This is a genomic window from Fodinicola acaciae, assembly GCF_010993745.1.
Classification (GTDB): Bacteria; Actinomycetota; Actinomycetes; order Mycobacteriales; family HKI-0501; genus Fodinicola; species Fodinicola acaciae.
Genome location: NZ_WOTN01000001.1, coordinates 811161 through 825677 on the forward strand (window position 1 = coordinate 811161; position 14517 = coordinate 825677).

Genomic DNA, 14517 nt, shown 5'->3' on the forward strand with positions numbered 1-14517 from the left:
TCCTTCGGTGCGCCGTCTTTCCGCCATGCTCACGGCCATGCTCTCGCAGGCCGGTTGCCCTCGCCGCTCGACCTTGCTAAACAAACAGTACGTCCGTCTTGCTATTGCGGTCAAACGTTCTGCGAGGTGATTCCCTGTGATCCATCATGTCCAACTGGCCTGTCCGCCGGCTGGTGAGGCTGACCTAAGACGGTTCTACGGAGACGTGCTCGGGATGACCGAGATCCCCAAGCCGCCGGCGCTCGCCGCGCGTGGTGGCGCGTGGTTTCGTACGCCTGGTGGCGACATCGAGCTGCACCTCGGCGTCGAGGCCGACTTTTCGCCGGCGCGCAAGGCGCATCCGGGGCTGCTGGTCGACGACATCGACGCGTACGCGGCGCGGCTGGCGGCGGCCGGCTATCCGGTGCGCTGGGACGACGATTTCCCTGGTATGCGGCGGTTTTACTCCGAGGATTGCAACGGCAACCGGCTGGAGTTCCTGCATCCGCGCTGACCGGTAGAGTGCTGGCCGTTCGCGGCATGCACGGGGAGGTCAGGCGATGCCGGTCGAATCCGACCAGGATCTGGTCCACACAGTCGGTCCGCGTGGCGTTGTCGCTCCACTCGTCATCGTGATCCTGGCGGTGCCGCTCGGGGTCTTCGCCGGCACGCTGATCGTCGGATCGGGACCGGTGGATTTCTGGTTCGCCACGGTCCTCAGCGGCACCATTTTCGCTTTGCTGCTGGTGACGTCCGCGCTGCCGTACAGCCTCCTGGCCAAGAAGCGAGCACGGTTTACGTCGAGTGGCATCGGTGCCGGACCGACGATGATTCCCTGGTCGGACGTCAGCGCCCTGGACGCGGTGCCGACGCTGGCCGGCTATCGGGTGCGGGTCACGCGGCGGCGGGGTCAGCCGATCGACCTGCTCGCGCCGGCCAGCCTCTGGTGGCGGCGCGACGAGCGGTTCGATCGGGAGGCTGCCGAGCTTCGGGCGTACGCGGGAAGGCACGGCGCGGTCCTCGACCAACGGCCGGTCGGGCGGAAGCCGCTGCTGGCCCGGCTGGCGGTCGTGCTGGTCCTGGTGGTCGTCGTGGCGCTCGCGGCCGGTGTGCGCCTGGAGCAGCGCGGCTGGTTTTCGTTGTGGACGCCGGAAGCGCGCGGCATTCCCGAGGCGTGCGCCGCGCTGGACGCCGCGGGGCTGGACCAGCTGTGGCCGCCCGGCCACCGGGAGAAGGACAGCGTCAGCGCCGGCGTCGACTCATCGACATGCGTGTGGTCGGCCACCTACAGCGGCCAGCCGGAGCCGTACACGAACGTACGGGTGATCATCGAACGCAGCAGGTCCCAGGTGTTGTGGTCGGCCTCAGCTGTCGCTCACACCTACTTTGCGCAGGCGTGCCGTCTCGGCGTGACCACCACCGGATTCGGCGACGAGTCCTGTGTGGGATCGCAGCTGGATCCGACCACTCTCGTGGTCCGGCAGGCCAATGTCGTCGTACGGGTCGGCCTGACCGGTGACCGCGCCAGCCAGCGCACCGCCGAGGCGATCGCGCGGAAGGTCCTCCAGCAGATCAGCCGGTGAGGCGCAGGCGGCGGACGATCCGACGGCGGCCCATCGGCTCGACCTCCTGGCTCGCCAGCTCGGCGATCGTGTCGGCCGGGTCGACCGGGGGATGGGACGCGGCGCGTGCGGCGGTGTTCGGGATGCCGGACAGCGCCGCCCGCAGCGCCTCCGGCAGGTCGCGCTTGTGCTTGACCCAGCGGATCCAGCCGGACTCGTCCAGCGCCGCGGAGTTGTCGCGGCCGTGGCCGGTGATCGACCGGTACGTCAGCACCGGGATGCCGGTGGCCAGTGCCTCCAGCGAGCTGAGTCCGCCCGCGTTCTGGATCGCCACGTCGCATGCGCGCAGCAGCGTCGGCATCTCGGTGACCCAGCCGAGCGCGATCGCGTGACCTTCCTCCTCGATGGCGGCGCGGGTCGCCTCGTTCTTGCCGCAGACCACGACCGGCCGGGCCAGGCCGGTCTGCGCGATGTCGCGCGCCGCCTTGCGTACGTCTCCCATGCCGCCGGCGCCGCCGACCAGCGCCACCAGCGGCTCGTCCAGCGGCAGGTCGAACTTCTTCCGCGCCGCCAGCTTCTCGTCGACCGATGACACCGGGTGGAAGGCCGGTGGCACGGCCGGACCGCACACGTGTACGCCCTTGGCGCCGCGTTTGCGCGCGGCCTCGGCGGCCACCTCGTGCAGCGCCAGGTGGAAGTCGACGCCCTTGGCGATCCACAGCGGGTGCACCGACATGTCGGTGAGGAAGGTGATCACCGGGGCCTGCAGCCGGCCGCTCCGGCGCAGCCGGCCAAGTGCCTGGCTGGCCAGCGGATACGTCGAGACGACCGCGGCCGGTCCGGCGGCCTCGGCCAGCGACGGCCGGACCGTACGCCTGGTGTCGCGGCGGGCGAGCGCGGACGACATCGCGCGCAGGACGCTGGACAGCGGCCGCCGTCCGCTCACCTCGTTCACCACTCCCCAGGTGAACGGTGCGACCCGGATCGAGCGCTCGTAGTTGTCCCGCATGAACGAGCCGACCTTGCGCGGCAGGAAGTCGAGGTAGTCGTGCACCTCGGCGCGGAAGCCGCGCTCGGTCAGTCGGCGCTGCAGCTCGTACGCGGCGCCGTCGTGGCCGCCTCCGACACTCCCGGTGAGGATGACGATCCGCCGGGAATGCCGCGATGGTCTCTGCTCATCGGAAGTCATGATCTGACACTGTGCCCTGTCGCTCCGTCCCCGGTCCATCCGGGAGCCCCCGGTACGCTGGCCGACCACGCCTGGTCGCCAGCCGTTCACCCGCGTGTTGCCGCAGGTCGAACCCCACCATGGCAGTATCCATCAGCCGCGCGAGCCGACTCTGCCGGTGTCACCCCTATTGTCCGCCTGTCGCGGACCAACCGCTCAGCCGGGCAGCCGCGGACCCTGTGCGCGCTGGTCGGCCATCCAGGCCTCCACCTCGTCGGACGTACGCGGCAACGCGGCCGACAGGTTCTCGTGACCGTCCGCGGTGACCAGGATGTCGTCCTCGATGCGTACGCCGATGCCGCGCAGCTCCTCCGGCACGGTCAGGTCGTCGGGTTGGAAGTAGAGGCCGGGTTCGACGGTCAGCACGTGACCGGCCGCGAGGTCACCCTTCGTGTACGCCTCCGCGCGTGCGTGCGAGCAGTCGTGCACGTCCAGGCCGAGTGAGTGGCTGGTGCCGTGCAGCGTCCAGCGGCGGTGCAGGCCGCTGTCGTCCTTCAGTGACTCGTCGGCGGTGACCGGCAGGATGCCCCACGCCTCCAGGCCCTCGGCGAGCACACGTTGTGCCGCGTCGTGCGCCGCCTTGAACGGCACACCCGGCTTGACCGCCTCGATGCCGGCCTGTTGCGCCTGGTAGACGAGGTCGTAGACGCGGCGTTGGGTGTCGCTGAAGCGGCCGGAGATCGGCATCGTACGCGTCACGTCGGCGGTGTAGAAGTGGCGGTTTTCGACGCCGGCGTCGAGCAGCAGCATGTCCTTCGGATCGGCCAGGCCGTCGTTGTGCATCCAGTGCAGGATCGTGGCGTGCGCGCCGGTCGCGGCGATGCTGCCATAGCCGGTGGTGTTGCCGTCGTGCCGCGCGCGCAGGCCGAAGACGCCGTCGATGAGCCGCTCGGAGAACGGCCGATCGGCCGGCATCGCGCGTACGACGTCGACGAAGCCCTCGACGGTGGCGGCGATCGCGTCACGCAGCTGTGCGATCTCCCACTCGTCCTTCACCAGCCGCAGCTCCGACAGCCGCTCGGCCAGCTCGTTGTCACGCAGGCCGTCGTCGGCCGCCTTCACCGCGCTGTCGACGCGCGCGTCGTAGTCGCGCAGCACGCGCGTACGCGACGGGTCGAGCTCCGACAGCGCCTTCTCCAGGTCGGCGAGGTCAGCCGTCTCCACGCCGAGCCGCGAGGTCGTCTCACTGAGGCTCGGCCGCCGGCCGACCCACAGCTCGCCGTAGTCGCGGTCGCGGAAGAACTCGTCGGTGTCGCGCGGCGACCGCGGATGGATGTAGAGCACGGCGTGGTGGCCGCCTTCGCTGGCCGGCGTGAGCACCAGCACCGCGTCGGACTCGTGATAGCCGGTCAGCCAGACGAAGTCACTGCCGGGCCGGAAGTCGTACGAGCAGTCGTCGTTGCGGACCTTGAGCCGGCCGGTCGGGATCACCAGCGTGTCCGAGCCGAAGGCGTGGCTGAGCGACCCGCGCCGGCGCTCGTGATGCGGCGCGGCGTCCGAACGCGCCAGGCCGCGCAGCTCGGTGTCGGCCCAGTCGGTCCGCATGAAGGCGGCGAACGCCTCCGAGATGCCGCTGTCGTGGCTGGACGTCTTCGGTTCTTCCGTCGGCTTGTCGGTCATGCCAGTCACGTTATCGCGTCAAACGTCCGATGGGCTGCCGAAAAAATATCGGATACGTAACGTAGCGGGAAAACTTCCCGGGCCCGGTCCCTTCCGCCACTCTGGCCGGTGCCCGACCATGAAGGCGCTCATCTCCGCACATGTCGACGCGAGGTGGCTCATGGCGCGCGTTTTTCTCGTCCTGTTGCTCGCGATGACGTGCGTCGGCTCGGTGTCGCAGCCGGCGGTCGCGTCCTGCGGCATCACGCCGTATGGGCTGATCGGCGACAAGTGGATCGCGATGGGTGGCGAGGCGAGCGCGCTCGGCTGTGCGACCGAGGCCGAGCACGACATCCCCGGCCGGCGCGGCCGTACGCAGACCTTCCAGTTCGGCCAGGTCACCTGGTCGCCGGACCAGGGGCCGGACCTGGTCCTCGCGGTCTGGTCGATCGCGACACGTGTCTTCGTCGATTGGGGACCGACCGATCCGCTCAATTACGACTTCTTCATCGTGCGGTGGGATCGCAACGGCCAGAATGCCGGCCAGGTCGACGTGACCGGCGGCCCGCGGACGTACGGCGCCTTCAGTTTCGACGCGGCCGAAGGTTGGTCGTCGGTGGTGGTGGAAGGCTGCGACAGCGGCACCTTTGGTTCGACGTGCCGGCAGGGATGGACGGCCGCGGCCGGGACGTACGCGGCGCCACCGGGGCCGATCCACATCGCCGCGGCGACGGATCCGGCTCACGCCTTCGACGGCCTCGACCAGCGTCGCGCGGCCGCCGCGGAACACCTGGCGTGTACGCGGCTGCTGAATCCGAACGGCGCCGGCGGCAACGCGGGGGAGGGCGAAGGCACGCTGCTGATGGCGCATCTGGAGATGGTGCGCCGCTATGGCGCCGGTTTCCGTTGTCGCGGCCAACTTCCGAGCATCGACCTGGTCAACCGGTCGATCATGGGGACCGGCACGCATCCGACCGGGTCGTCGTTCAGCACGGCGATCTGCTCGCGCAACGGCGACTATGACACCTATCTCAAGGGTCTGGTGGTCGTCGTCAACAAATACTGGGACCTGCTCAACGTCTCGGCTCGTCAACACATCCTCAACGATCTGCTGACCGAGAACGGAGGCCATTCCGTCGACGATGAGAAGACGCCGGTGTGCGGCTACATCGACCTGCCGGAGTCGGAAAACCACCGCCTGCTGATCGAGAGCGCGCGCTATCTGTCGAACCAGAAGTTGTTGGATGCGACCGGGAATCCGGCGTATGACAACAACGCGAACGGAATGCGCACCTATCTGCTCGGCCAGCTGCAGAACTTCGCGAAGTACGACTTCCTGGAATACAACGCGCGGCCGTATCAGCGCTATTCGATCGACGCGTTGCTGAACCTCTATGACTTCGCGCGCGATCCGGCCGTACGCACGGCTGCGCGGATCGTCCTGGACTTCACCACGACGAAGTTTGCGTTGTCCAGCAACCAGTTGCGGCGGGCCGGACCGTATCGACGGCTGACCTCGCGTACGGATGCCAACAACCAGTGGTATTACGGCGGGTGGTCCGATCCGCAGACGGCGTTTTTCCTCTACTGGACCGGGCTGGCTGCCAACCTCGGCGACACGATCCCGGACTGGTTCACCGAGGAGGCGGTGCAGGCCGGCCTGTCGTCGTACCTGCCGCCACCGGCCGCCGTCTATCGCGCGATGACCAAGGCGTCCGGGCCATACCAGGAGACGTTTTTCCACGGCTATCGGCCGCGGCTGAGCTATTCGCCGGACGACCCGTCGCCCGGCATCGAGATTTACTCCAGCTCGCCGTCTTTCCTGCTCACCGCCGGCGGCGTGTGGCTGCCGAGCGGATATGGCCGGGACGAGTGGTATGACCGCATTGGCACCAACGAAAACTACGGCGTGCCGCAGTCGACGACGTTGATGCCGACACGCAACCATCCGACGGTGGCGTTGAACCGCGACCAGTTCATCCGCTTCGACGGTTACAGCGACCAGTCACCGGCCGGCCGCGGCAAGGTCAACACCTGCGTACAAGGCGGCTTCGCCTGTGGTCTGCAACTGCAGGTGCCGCAGTTTTGGTTCAGTTGCGCCGAATCCTCCGCTTACGGTGTGTGGCAGTTCCTGAACCTGAACACCGCCGCGTGCGGCTGGCTCGGCTTTTACGTCGCCGTCCACGGTTGGCCTGGCACGACCAATCCAGAATACGGAAACATCGGATTCTTCTATGCCGCTGAGTCGTCGTCGATGTCTTTCGCCGATTTCCGCGATCGTACGCTGGCGTCCAACGGTGGTGTGCCCGACCGGCTGGATCCGCACGGTGCGTACACCTTCGCGACGCCGGACGGCCACAGCTATGGATTTCGGCTGGTCTCGCCGAACAACCTCAACAACGAGCCGTTGGTGACGTCCGTCGATGGCCGAGGGAATGGCGACTTTGGATACGCGCCGCTGGTGAGCGGTCCGTATCTGAACGCGCCAGGCGGTCACGATGGATATGTAGAGCTGTGGTGGCCGGAAGGCAGCCAGCGTACGGTCCTGGATTTCCGGGACGCGCTGAATCCGGTGGTCCGTTAGATCTGGTCGCAGGGTCGCCCCTACGTGCACCTGGCTTGAGTTTCAAGCTCTGGGTTGGTGACTGGTCCGCGCCACTGGACGCCCGACGGCTGGCGCCGGCTGGCCTACCCTGCTCCGAGAGCTGCCCATCCGGGTCATCGTCGGGCAGTGCGGCGACCGGGTGATGTCCTTCCAGCCATCGGCTGCGCGGACCGGCGTGGAAGGCCGTCATGGCGTCCCGGTAGGTGGCGAATGGCGTGAAAGCCGATTTACTGGCGCTGGAGGCAAGAAAAACGGCTTTCACTCCCGCATGGCCGCCATTCGCTGTGACTGTTGAGGCAAGTAATGCCGTTGTGACCTATGTGGGTTGGCTTGCTCGTTCGAGGCCATACCAACTCGGACATTCTCCTGCATCGCGGCGGTTGGCGCGTGCACGGCCGCGGCAACCTCGCCCGAACGAGCTCAGCCGGCTTCCAGCTTTCGTGGCTGCTGCTCGCGTATGCGGTCGGCGAGGTCCGGTCGGTTGTGGCTGCGGAACAGCTGGAAAAGCTGCCGGCTCACCTGCTCGCGCGCGGCCGGGTCCAGGTCCTGGCTGTCGAAGTCGGCGACGATCTGCGCGAGGCTGTCGGTCGCCGGCACCGCCGGCTGGTGATGGCGTGGCTCCGGCGCGTACGACGGTGCCGGTTTGCGTGCGAGTACGTCCCGCAGCTCGCAGAACCGCTGCGCGACCTCGACCATTTTGTCGACCTTGTCGCGTTCGCCGTTGAACCACCAGGCGGTGGCGTGCACGGGATCGCTGAGTAGCTCGGAAAGGTAGTTGATCGCGGCGCGCTCGTCGTCCCACTGCCACGTCCGTTGCCAGGCGCGCTGCTCGGCCTCGCGGCGCGCCAGCGCGGCGCGCCGGTCGTCCTCGGCGACGTGCACCGCCGTACATTCGGCCCAGGCGGCCAGACCGGTCTGCTCGACGGCACGTGCCTGGCTCAACTCCTTGCTCAGCCGCGCGCGCAGCTCGTCGGCTTCCAGCAGCGACGCCTTCGCCGACACGGCCTTGACGCGGTCGGCGATGCCGCCGCGGGCGATCCACATCGCGTTACCGGCGCGCTGCACGTTGGACTGCTGTTGGCGCGCGTTCCAGATCAGCAGTTCGATCCGGAAGGTGAACGGCGACTCGGCGCTCGGCGCGGTCATCTCCCACTCGTCCGCGGTGGCCTCGATCTGGTGGTACGCGGCGGCGTGCGGCACCGCGACCTGGTGGGCCGGCTCGCGGTGGGCGCGCTGCTCCGGCGGCGTGCCGGCGACCCGGTCCCACCACTCGCGGAACCTGGCGCGGCGCGGCTCGGGCTGGGGGTCGGCATGGGGATGCATCGTGGGCTCCTGACCGGCGGGGCTGCTGTACACATCGGTGCTACCCGACCATCGTGCGGTCGGCGGCGGCCACGTTCTGTCCAGAAGTAGACACAACGGGTGAGAGTTTCTTGGTCGGTTCAGAACCGGCCATGGCGGCGACAGCCGTCATACTCGCGTAGCTTCCCGCTCGACGGCCGCGATGTCGAGTACGACGACGTGCGCCCGGCCGGTTTCGACCCAGGAAGCGCGCCGCCAGTCGGCCAGCGTCGAGGCCACGGAGCTGCGCGCCAGACCCAGCGACCCGGCGAGCTCGGCCTGCGACATCGGGATGCGCTCGGGCTGGGGATCGTCGGCGCCGGCCGTACGCATGACGTCGAGCAACAGCGACGCCAGCCGCGCCGAGGTCGGCTGGTGCGCCAGCCGCCAGGTGTGCGCCGCACTCTGTCGCACTTTGGCCATCACATACCGGTCCAGCTCGCGGTGCAGCCGGTGCTGGCGGACGAGCTCGGCGAACCGGTCCTGCGCCAGCGCGTACGCGGTGCACGCCTCCAGTGCCTGGATGGTCGCCGACCGCGGCGCCGCGTCGCGACCGGAGAACTCGCCGAGCAGGTCACCTGGGCCGCGTACGGCCAGCAGCAGCTCGTCGCCGCCGCGCTCCGCGTACGTCACCCTGACCCGGCCGGCGACCAGGACCAACAGCCAGCCGGACTCGTCACCCTGGCGGAACAGCCGCTGGCCGGCCGCGTACTGCCGGCGGGCGCCGGCGCGTACCAATGCCGTCCAGGCCTCCGGACGCAGCAGAGCCCGGAAGCCTCGTGCGGCGCGGTCGGTGGCGGAGATGGCGCTCACCGCACGCACCGGTGAGCGCTGGCCATGGTGCCTGTTGTATCGCGTCGGACCGGGTCGCCGACAGGACTTGCATGCAACGCATATCGGACGTGACGTCCGCCTCGGTCGCGCTGGCGCCCGGAACCGGGCCGTACGCTGGGAACATGGCGTGGGCGCAGGCGGGTGACCCGATTCGGCCAGAAATCGCCGTCGACGTCCCGGCGACACGCCGGATGGCCGGTGCGGTCGCGCGGGCCGGCCGGAAGATCCCCGGCAGCGGCCTGTTCGTCATCGGTGCGCTCAGCCAGTACGGCGGTGCCGCGATCGCGGTGACGCTCTTCCCGATCATCGGTGCACCGTCGGTCGCCTGGGCGCGGCTGGCCGCATCGGCCGCCGTGCTGGCATTGTGGCGGCGGCCGTGGCGGCTGCGCTGGCCGCTGCGGCAGTGGGGCCTCGCGATCGGCTTCGGTTTGGCGCTCGCCGCGATGAACGTGTCCTTCTATCTGGCGCTGGACCGGCTGCCGATGGGGACGGCGGTGGCGATCGAGTTCACCGGCCCAGTTGCCGTGGCTGCGCTCGGCACCAGGCGCTGGCGCGACGGCGGAGCGCTTGCGCTGGCCGTCGGTGGCGTGCTGCTGCTGGCCGACGTCAGCTGGGGAGGCAGCCCTCTCGGTGTCCTGTTCGCGCTCGGCGCGGCCGTGCTGTGGGCCGGCTACATCCTGCTCGGCTCTCGTGTCGCCGCCGGTGGCGCCGGCGTCGACGGCCTCACGGTCGGCCTGATCGCCGGCGCGGTGGCGCTGGCGCCGTTCCTCGCCGCCGGCGTGCTGCCGGCCGTAGGCGACGGCTGGCTGCTGGTCGCGTGTGTCGGCGTCGGCCTGCTGTCGACGGCGGTGCCGTACGCGATCGACCAGGTCGTGCTGGTACGCGTCAGCGCCTCGCGTTTTGCCCTGCTGCAGGCGCTGCTGCCGGCGACCGCCGCCGTCGTCGGTGTCGTCTTCCTGCGTCAGATCCCGTCACTGCCGGAGGCGGTCGGCGTCGCCTTGGTGATCCTCGCCGTGGCGGTCAACGCCACCGGTCGTCGGTAGTGGGACACTAGCTCACCAGGTCACCGGCACGCTGGCGAAACCGCCGGTCAGCGACTCGGTGAACACCGGCAGCTCTTCGACAGGGGCGGCCAGCCGGAGGTTGGGGAAGCGCTCGATTAGTTGCCGCAGGACCGCCTGCAGCTCGATTCGCGCCAACGGCGCGCCGATGCAGTAATGAGCGCCGAAACCGAAGGTCAGGTGTGCGCCACGGCCACGGTGGACATCGACCCGCTCCGGCTCGGCGAAGGTCGCCGTGTCGTGGTTGGCGGCGCCGCCGTCGAGCAGCACGAGGTCGCCGGCCGGGATGGTCACGCCGGCCACCTCGATGTCCGTACGCGGATAGCGCGGCACGCCGCCACCACCCTTGTGGGACGCGCGCAGGCACTCCTCGACCGCCGACTGCACCAGCGCTGGATCGGCCACGATCGCGTCCCACTGGTCGAGGTTGGTCAGCAGCAGCACGGCTGCGGCGTCGATCTGTACGACGGTCGTCTCGTGGCCGGCGAAGAGCAGCATCGCGGCGATCATCGCGATGTGGTCGTCGTCGAGCGTCCCGTTCTCGGCGGCGCACAGGCCGGAGATCACGTCGTCGGCCGGCTCGGCGCGCTTGCGGCCGACCAGCGTACGCGTGTATTCCCACAGCTGGCCGATGCCCTGCCTGGACAACTGCTCGTCGTCGCGCGCACCGGCCGCCTGGCTCCACTCGCGAAACCGCGCGCGGTCCTCGTACGGCACGCCGAGCAGCTCGCAGATGACCAGGACCGGCAGCGGCAGGGCCAGCAGTTCGTGCAGGTCAGCCGGTTGTGGCTGGCCGGACATGCGGTCCAGCAGGTCGCTCACCAACTGCTCGACCCGCGGCTGGATCGCCCGCATCTGCTTGACGCCGAAGAACGGCTGGACCAGCGAGCGGAACCTGGCGCGGTCCTCCTTCTCGGTCTCGTAGTTGCCCTGCGGCTTGCCGCCGAACAGCGCGGAGTCGTTGATGCGCGCGGCGTTGTCCGGGTCCGGGTGCGACATGCCGAGCCGGTCGTCCGACCACAGCTGGCGCACCTCGTCATAGCCGGTGACCAGCCACGCCGGGTCGCCGACCCGCGTACGCACCTGGTGGATCGGACCGGATCGCTGCAGGCTGCGCAGCAGCGGGGCGGTGGCGAGCGGGTGCGGCCGGTCGAGCGGAAGTTGTACGGTCATTGTTTACTCCATCTTGTATATCGTGGTGTTAACAACCGTACTTGTAGACTCGCGCGTAAACAAGGGGGACCGGGATGAGCACCAGGTTGCCGCGTACGGAGCGCCGTGAGCAGATCCTCGCCGCCGCGACGACGGCCTTCGCGCGAAACGGCTACGGTGCGACCAGCCTCGACGACGTCGCCACCGAGGCTGGTGTCAGCCGCGTCATCCTCTACCGGCACTTCGACTCGAAGAACGACCTCTATCGAGCCGTGCTCGACCGCGCGCAGACGCGGCTGAGCGAGGCGGTCGGCGAGGGCAACTACTCGGCCGCCAGCATCCCCGCGCTCGTACGCGCCGCCGCAGACAACCCGGACGGCTTTCGGCTGCTCTTCCATTACGCCGCGCGCGAGCCGGAGTTTCGCGACTTCGCCACCGCTTTCACCGCCGACTCGGTCGCGGTCGCCCGGCGCGAGCTGGTCAGCTGGATCGGCGACGACCGCTGGACCGACTGGGCCGCTCGGTTGGTGACCGTGGTCGCGGTGGAGTCGGTCATCGCCTGGCTCGACGCCGGCCAGCCGGACCCCGACACGGCGGCGGACCGGGTCAGCAAGGCCATCGGTGGCGTGATCGCGGCGGCGCGCTTGTCGCAGTGAGATGGACCGCCTCGCGGCCCCCGGCGCGAAAGTGGCCGTACGCCCCCGTGCGAAGATTGCCGAATGTGCGGCCTGCTCACCTTCATCAGCTCGACGTCTGAGGCCAGCAAGCATCGCGAGCCGATCGCCGAGGCGCTGGAATGCATGCACCACCGCGGTCCCGACGAGACCGGCTTGGTGCTGTCCGGCGAGGACGTCGTGCACGCCTTCAAGCGGTTGGTGACCTTCGACCCCGAAGGCAGCCACCAGCCGCTGGATTACCTCGACGGCCGTTACGTGCTGACCGGCAACGGCGACATCTACAACCACATCGAGCTGCGCGAGGAGCTGAGCCGCGAGTTCGGCGCCACCTTCGCCACCAACGGTGACATGGAGCCGGTGCTCGCCGCCTACCACTACTGGGGTCCGCAGGGCGTGTCGCGGCTGCGCGGCATGTTCGCGTTCGTCATCTGGGACCGGCAGGAGAAGGTCGCCTTCGGTGCCCGCGACTTCTACGGCATCAAGCCGATGCACTACCTGCAGACCACCGACGGCCTCTACCTGGCCAGCGAGAAAAAGGCGTTGATGCCGTTCTCCGCGGCGGCCAAGGCCGGCGACGCCGGGGTCGACGGCGCCTCGCTGTCGCACTACCTGACGCTGCAGTACGTGCCGGAGCCGGCGACCCTGCACAAGGACATCAAGCGGCTGGAATGCGGCGAGTCGTTCACCTGGTCGCACCAGGACGGCCTCAGCATCCGGCGTTACTACCGGCCGCGGTTCCGGCCGACGCCGGTGTCCGAGCCGGACAAGCTCTACAAGAAGATCCAGGACGCGCTGCGCGAGTCGGTCGCCATGCACCTGCGCTGCGACGTGCCGGTCGGCGCGTTCCTGTCGTCCGGCATCGACTCGACCGCGATCGTGGCACTCGCACGCGAGCACAAGCCGGACATCCTGACCTTCACGGTCGGCTACGACGTGCCCGGCTACTCGGAGATCGAGGTCGCGCAGGAGTCGGCGAAGTGGATGAACGTCACCACCATCCCGACCAAGATCACCGCGCAGGACATGATGGACATGTTCCCGCGGATCATCTGGCATCTGGACGACCCGGTCGCCGACCCGTCGCTGGTGCCGCTCTACTTCCTCAACCGTACGGCCGCCGAGCACGTCACCGTGGTGCTCTCCGGCGAGGGCTCGGACGAGTTTTTCGGCGGTTACGGCATCTATCGCGAGCCGCTGTCGCTGCGCCACCTGCAGGCCCTGCCCAATCCGCTGCAGCGCGCGATCCACGCCGTCTCGACGATCATCCCGGAAGGCGTACGCGGCAAGTCGTATCTGGAGCGCGGCACGACGCCGATCGAGGAGCGTTATTACGGCAACGCGCGGATCTTCACCGAGGCGGAGAAGTCCAAGCTGATGAAGGCGTACGACCCGTCCGTGTCGTACACGCAGGTCACCGCCAAGCACTACGAGGACTCGGCCGGCTGGGACGACCCCACGCGGATGCAGTACATCGACCTCTACACCTGGCTGCGCGGCGACATCCTGGTGAAGGCCGACCGGATCTCGTCGGCGCACTCGTTGATGTTGCGCGTGCCGTTCCTGGACACCGGTGTCTTCGAGGTGGCCGCGACGATCCCGCGCGAGCTGAAGGTCACCGACGACGGCATCCGCAAGTACGCGCTGCGGCGTGCCCTGGAAGGCGTCGTGCCGCCACAGATCGTCAACCGCAAGAAGCTCGGCTTTCCGGTGCCGACACGGGTCTGGCTGAAGTCGGTGATGTACGACTGGGCCGCCGACATCCTGACCAACTCGGCCGCCGGTGAGCTGCTGGACCTGCCGTACGCGATGCGGCTGCTGGAGGCGCACAAGCGCGGCGACGCCGACTACAGCCGGAAGATCTGGACCGTGCTGGCGTTCTGCGTGTGGCACGCGATCTACGTCGAAGGCAGCATCGACCCGCGACCGGAGCCGGCTGTCTCTCGCTTCGCGCGCTGAAATCCTGGCGGTGGCGACGCGCGAAGACACGGTCCGCTAAAAAAGCCGGCGTGGAGGTGGCGGTCTTCGAGCGCGACGACTCGCCGGTTTCGCGACTGCAGGGTTACCGCCCGCATATCGACGACCACGGCAGGTCGGCGCTGGAGGCCGCGCTGCCGGCTCGGTCGTACGAGCTTTTCCTTGCCACCGCTGGCGTTCCGCGACCGCGTACGGTCGTCTACGACCACCAGCTCAACGAGCTCTGGACGCGAGCGTGCCGATCGCGCCATGGCGGTCCACGCGCGTGACGCTGCTCGGCGAGGCGATCCACGCGATGAGCCCGGCCGGCGGCGTCGGCGCCAACACCGCGTTGCGCGACGCGCGGCTGCTGGCGGAGCGACTTGGCGACGGAATAGCCGGAATTGCCGCATGCGAGGCGGAGATGGTCGACTATGGCTTCGCGGCCGTACGCGCGTCGGCGGCGAACGGCGCACGTGTGCTCGGCCAGGACCCGTTGGTTGAGCAGGTTTCCGGCGGATGACGA

General features: G+C 68.9%; 13 protein-coding genes. 8 read left to right on the plus strand and 5 right to left on the minus strand.

Features of this window, described 5'->3' with window-relative positions; genetic code table 11:
* Window positions 1–136: 136 nt before the first annotated feature.
* On the plus strand, window positions 137–493 hold the full coding sequence (locus tag GNX95_RS03745; protein WP_163505744.1) for a VOC family protein: 357 nt from the start codon (window positions 137–139) through the stop codon (window positions 491–493).
* Between the two features lie 46 nt (window positions 494–539).
* The gene (locus tag GNX95_RS03750) at window positions 540–1562 is read left to right on the plus strand and encodes a hypothetical protein (protein ID WP_163505745.1); all 1023 of its coding nucleotides are present in this window, start codon (window positions 540–542) and stop codon (window positions 1560–1562) included.
* Here GNX95_RS03750 and GNX95_RS03755 read toward each other — a convergent pair.
* Window positions 1552–2730, minus strand: a complete 1179-nt coding sequence (locus GNX95_RS03755; RefSeq protein ID WP_163505746.1) for an MGDG synthase family glycosyltransferase — start codon at window positions 2728–2730, stop codon at window positions 1552–1554. The genes GNX95_RS03750 and GNX95_RS03755 overlap by 11 nt on opposite strands.
* A 195-nt stretch (window positions 2731–2925) precedes the next feature.
* Entirely contained in the window at window positions 2926–4389 is a 1464-nt protein-coding gene (locus GNX95_RS03760; protein WP_163505747.1) for an aminopeptidase P family protein, read from the minus strand.
* A gap of 118 nt (window positions 4390–4507) precedes the next feature.
* Here GNX95_RS03760 and GNX95_RS03765 point away from each other — a divergent pair, with 118 nt between their 5' ends.
* Window positions 4508–6952 (plus strand): LGFP repeat-containing protein, encoded by a 2445-nt coding sequence (locus tag GNX95_RS03765; protein WP_163505748.1) that lies wholly within the window; start codon window positions 4508–4510, stop codon window positions 6950–6952.
* 441 nt (window positions 6953–7393) lie between these two features.
* Here GNX95_RS03765 and GNX95_RS03770 read toward each other — a convergent pair whose 3' ends face one another.
* Complete coding sequence (locus GNX95_RS03770) at window positions 7394–8296, minus strand: hypothetical protein (protein ID WP_163505749.1); 903 nt, start codon at window positions 8294–8296, stop codon at window positions 7394–7396.
* 147 nt (window positions 8297–8443) lie between these two features.
* Window positions 8444–9127 (minus strand): Crp/Fnr family transcriptional regulator, encoded by a 684-nt coding sequence (locus tag GNX95_RS03775; RefSeq protein ID WP_222853375.1) that lies wholly within the window; start codon window positions 9125–9127, stop codon window positions 8444–8446.
* A 143-nt stretch (window positions 9128–9270) separates the two neighbouring features.
* Here GNX95_RS03775 and GNX95_RS03780 point away from each other — a divergent pair, with 143 nt between their 5' ends.
* Window positions 9271–10191: an EamA family transporter gene (locus GNX95_RS03780; protein WP_246281499.1), complete on the plus strand. Its 921-nt coding sequence runs from the start codon at window positions 9271–9273 to the stop codon at window positions 10189–10191.
* Window positions 10192–10203: 12 nt separating this feature from the next.
* Here GNX95_RS03780 and GNX95_RS03785 read toward each other — a convergent pair whose 3' ends face one another.
* Window positions 10204–11382: a cytochrome P450 gene (locus GNX95_RS03785; protein ID WP_163505750.1), complete on the minus strand. Its 1179-nt coding sequence runs from the start codon at window positions 11380–11382 to the stop codon at window positions 10204–10206.
* A gap of 74 nt (window positions 11383–11456) precedes the next feature.
* On the opposite strand from GNX95_RS03785, the gene GNX95_RS03790 reads away from it, so the two are divergent.
* From GNX95_RS03790 to GNX95_RS03805, 4 genes are all read left to right on the plus strand, one after another.
* A complete protein-coding gene (locus GNX95_RS03790) occupies window positions 11457–12017 on the plus strand; it encodes a TetR/AcrR family transcriptional regulator (RefSeq protein WP_163505751.1) in 561 nt (186 codons plus the stop codon).
* A 63-nt stretch (window positions 12018–12080) separates the two neighbouring features.
* On the plus strand, window positions 12081–13994 hold the full coding sequence (asnB, locus tag GNX95_RS03795) for an asparagine synthase (glutamine-hydrolyzing) (RefSeq protein ID WP_163505752.1): 1914 nt from the start codon (window positions 12081–12083) through the stop codon (window positions 13992–13994).
* Window positions 13995–14044: 50 nt separating this feature from the next.
* Complete coding sequence (locus GNX95_RS03800) at window positions 14045–14281, plus strand: hypothetical protein (protein WP_163505753.1); 237 nt, start codon at window positions 14045–14047, stop codon at window positions 14279–14281.
* On the plus strand, window positions 14248–14514 hold the full coding sequence (locus tag GNX95_RS03805; RefSeq protein ID WP_246281500.1) for an FAD-dependent oxidoreductase: 267 nt from the start codon (window positions 14248–14250) through the stop codon (window positions 14512–14514). Before GNX95_RS03800 ends, GNX95_RS03805 begins: the two co-directional genes overlap by 34 nt.
* The last annotated feature ends 3 nt before the right edge of the window (window positions 14515–14517 follow it).

Coding starts and splice junctions, on each gene's coding strand:
- GNX95_RS03750 (WP_163505745.1), top strand. CDS start 540: ATGCCGGTCGAATCCGACCAGGATCTGGTCCACACAGTCGGTCCGCGT.
- GNX95_RS03755 (WP_163505746.1), bottom strand. CDS start 2,730: ATGACTTCCGATGAGCAGAGACCATCGCGGCATTCCCGGCGGATCGTC.
- GNX95_RS03760 (WP_163505747.1), bottom strand. CDS start 4,389: ATGACCGACAAGCCGACGGAAGAACCGAAGACGTCCAGCCACGACAGC.
- GNX95_RS03765 (WP_163505748.1), top strand. CDS start 4,508: ATGAAGGCGCTCATCTCCGCACATGTCGACGCGAGGTGGCTCATGGCG.
- GNX95_RS03770 (WP_163505749.1), bottom strand. CDS start 8,296: ATGCATCCCCATGCCGACCCCCAGCCCGAGCCGCGCCGCGCCAGGTTC.
- GNX95_RS03780 (WP_246281499.1), top strand. CDS start 9,271: ATGGCGTGGGCGCAGGCGGGTGACCCGATTCGGCCAGAAATCGCCGTC.
- GNX95_RS03785 (WP_163505750.1), bottom strand. CDS start 11,382: ATGACCGTACAACTTCCGCTCGACCGGCCGCACCCGCTCGCCACCGCC.
- GNX95_RS03790 (WP_163505751.1), top strand. CDS start 11,457: ATGAGCACCAGGTTGCCGCGTACGGAGCGCCGTGAGCAGATCCTCGCC.
- asnB (WP_163505752.1), top strand. CDS start 12,081: ATGTGCGGCCTGCTCACCTTCATCAGCTCGACGTCTGAGGCCAGCAAG.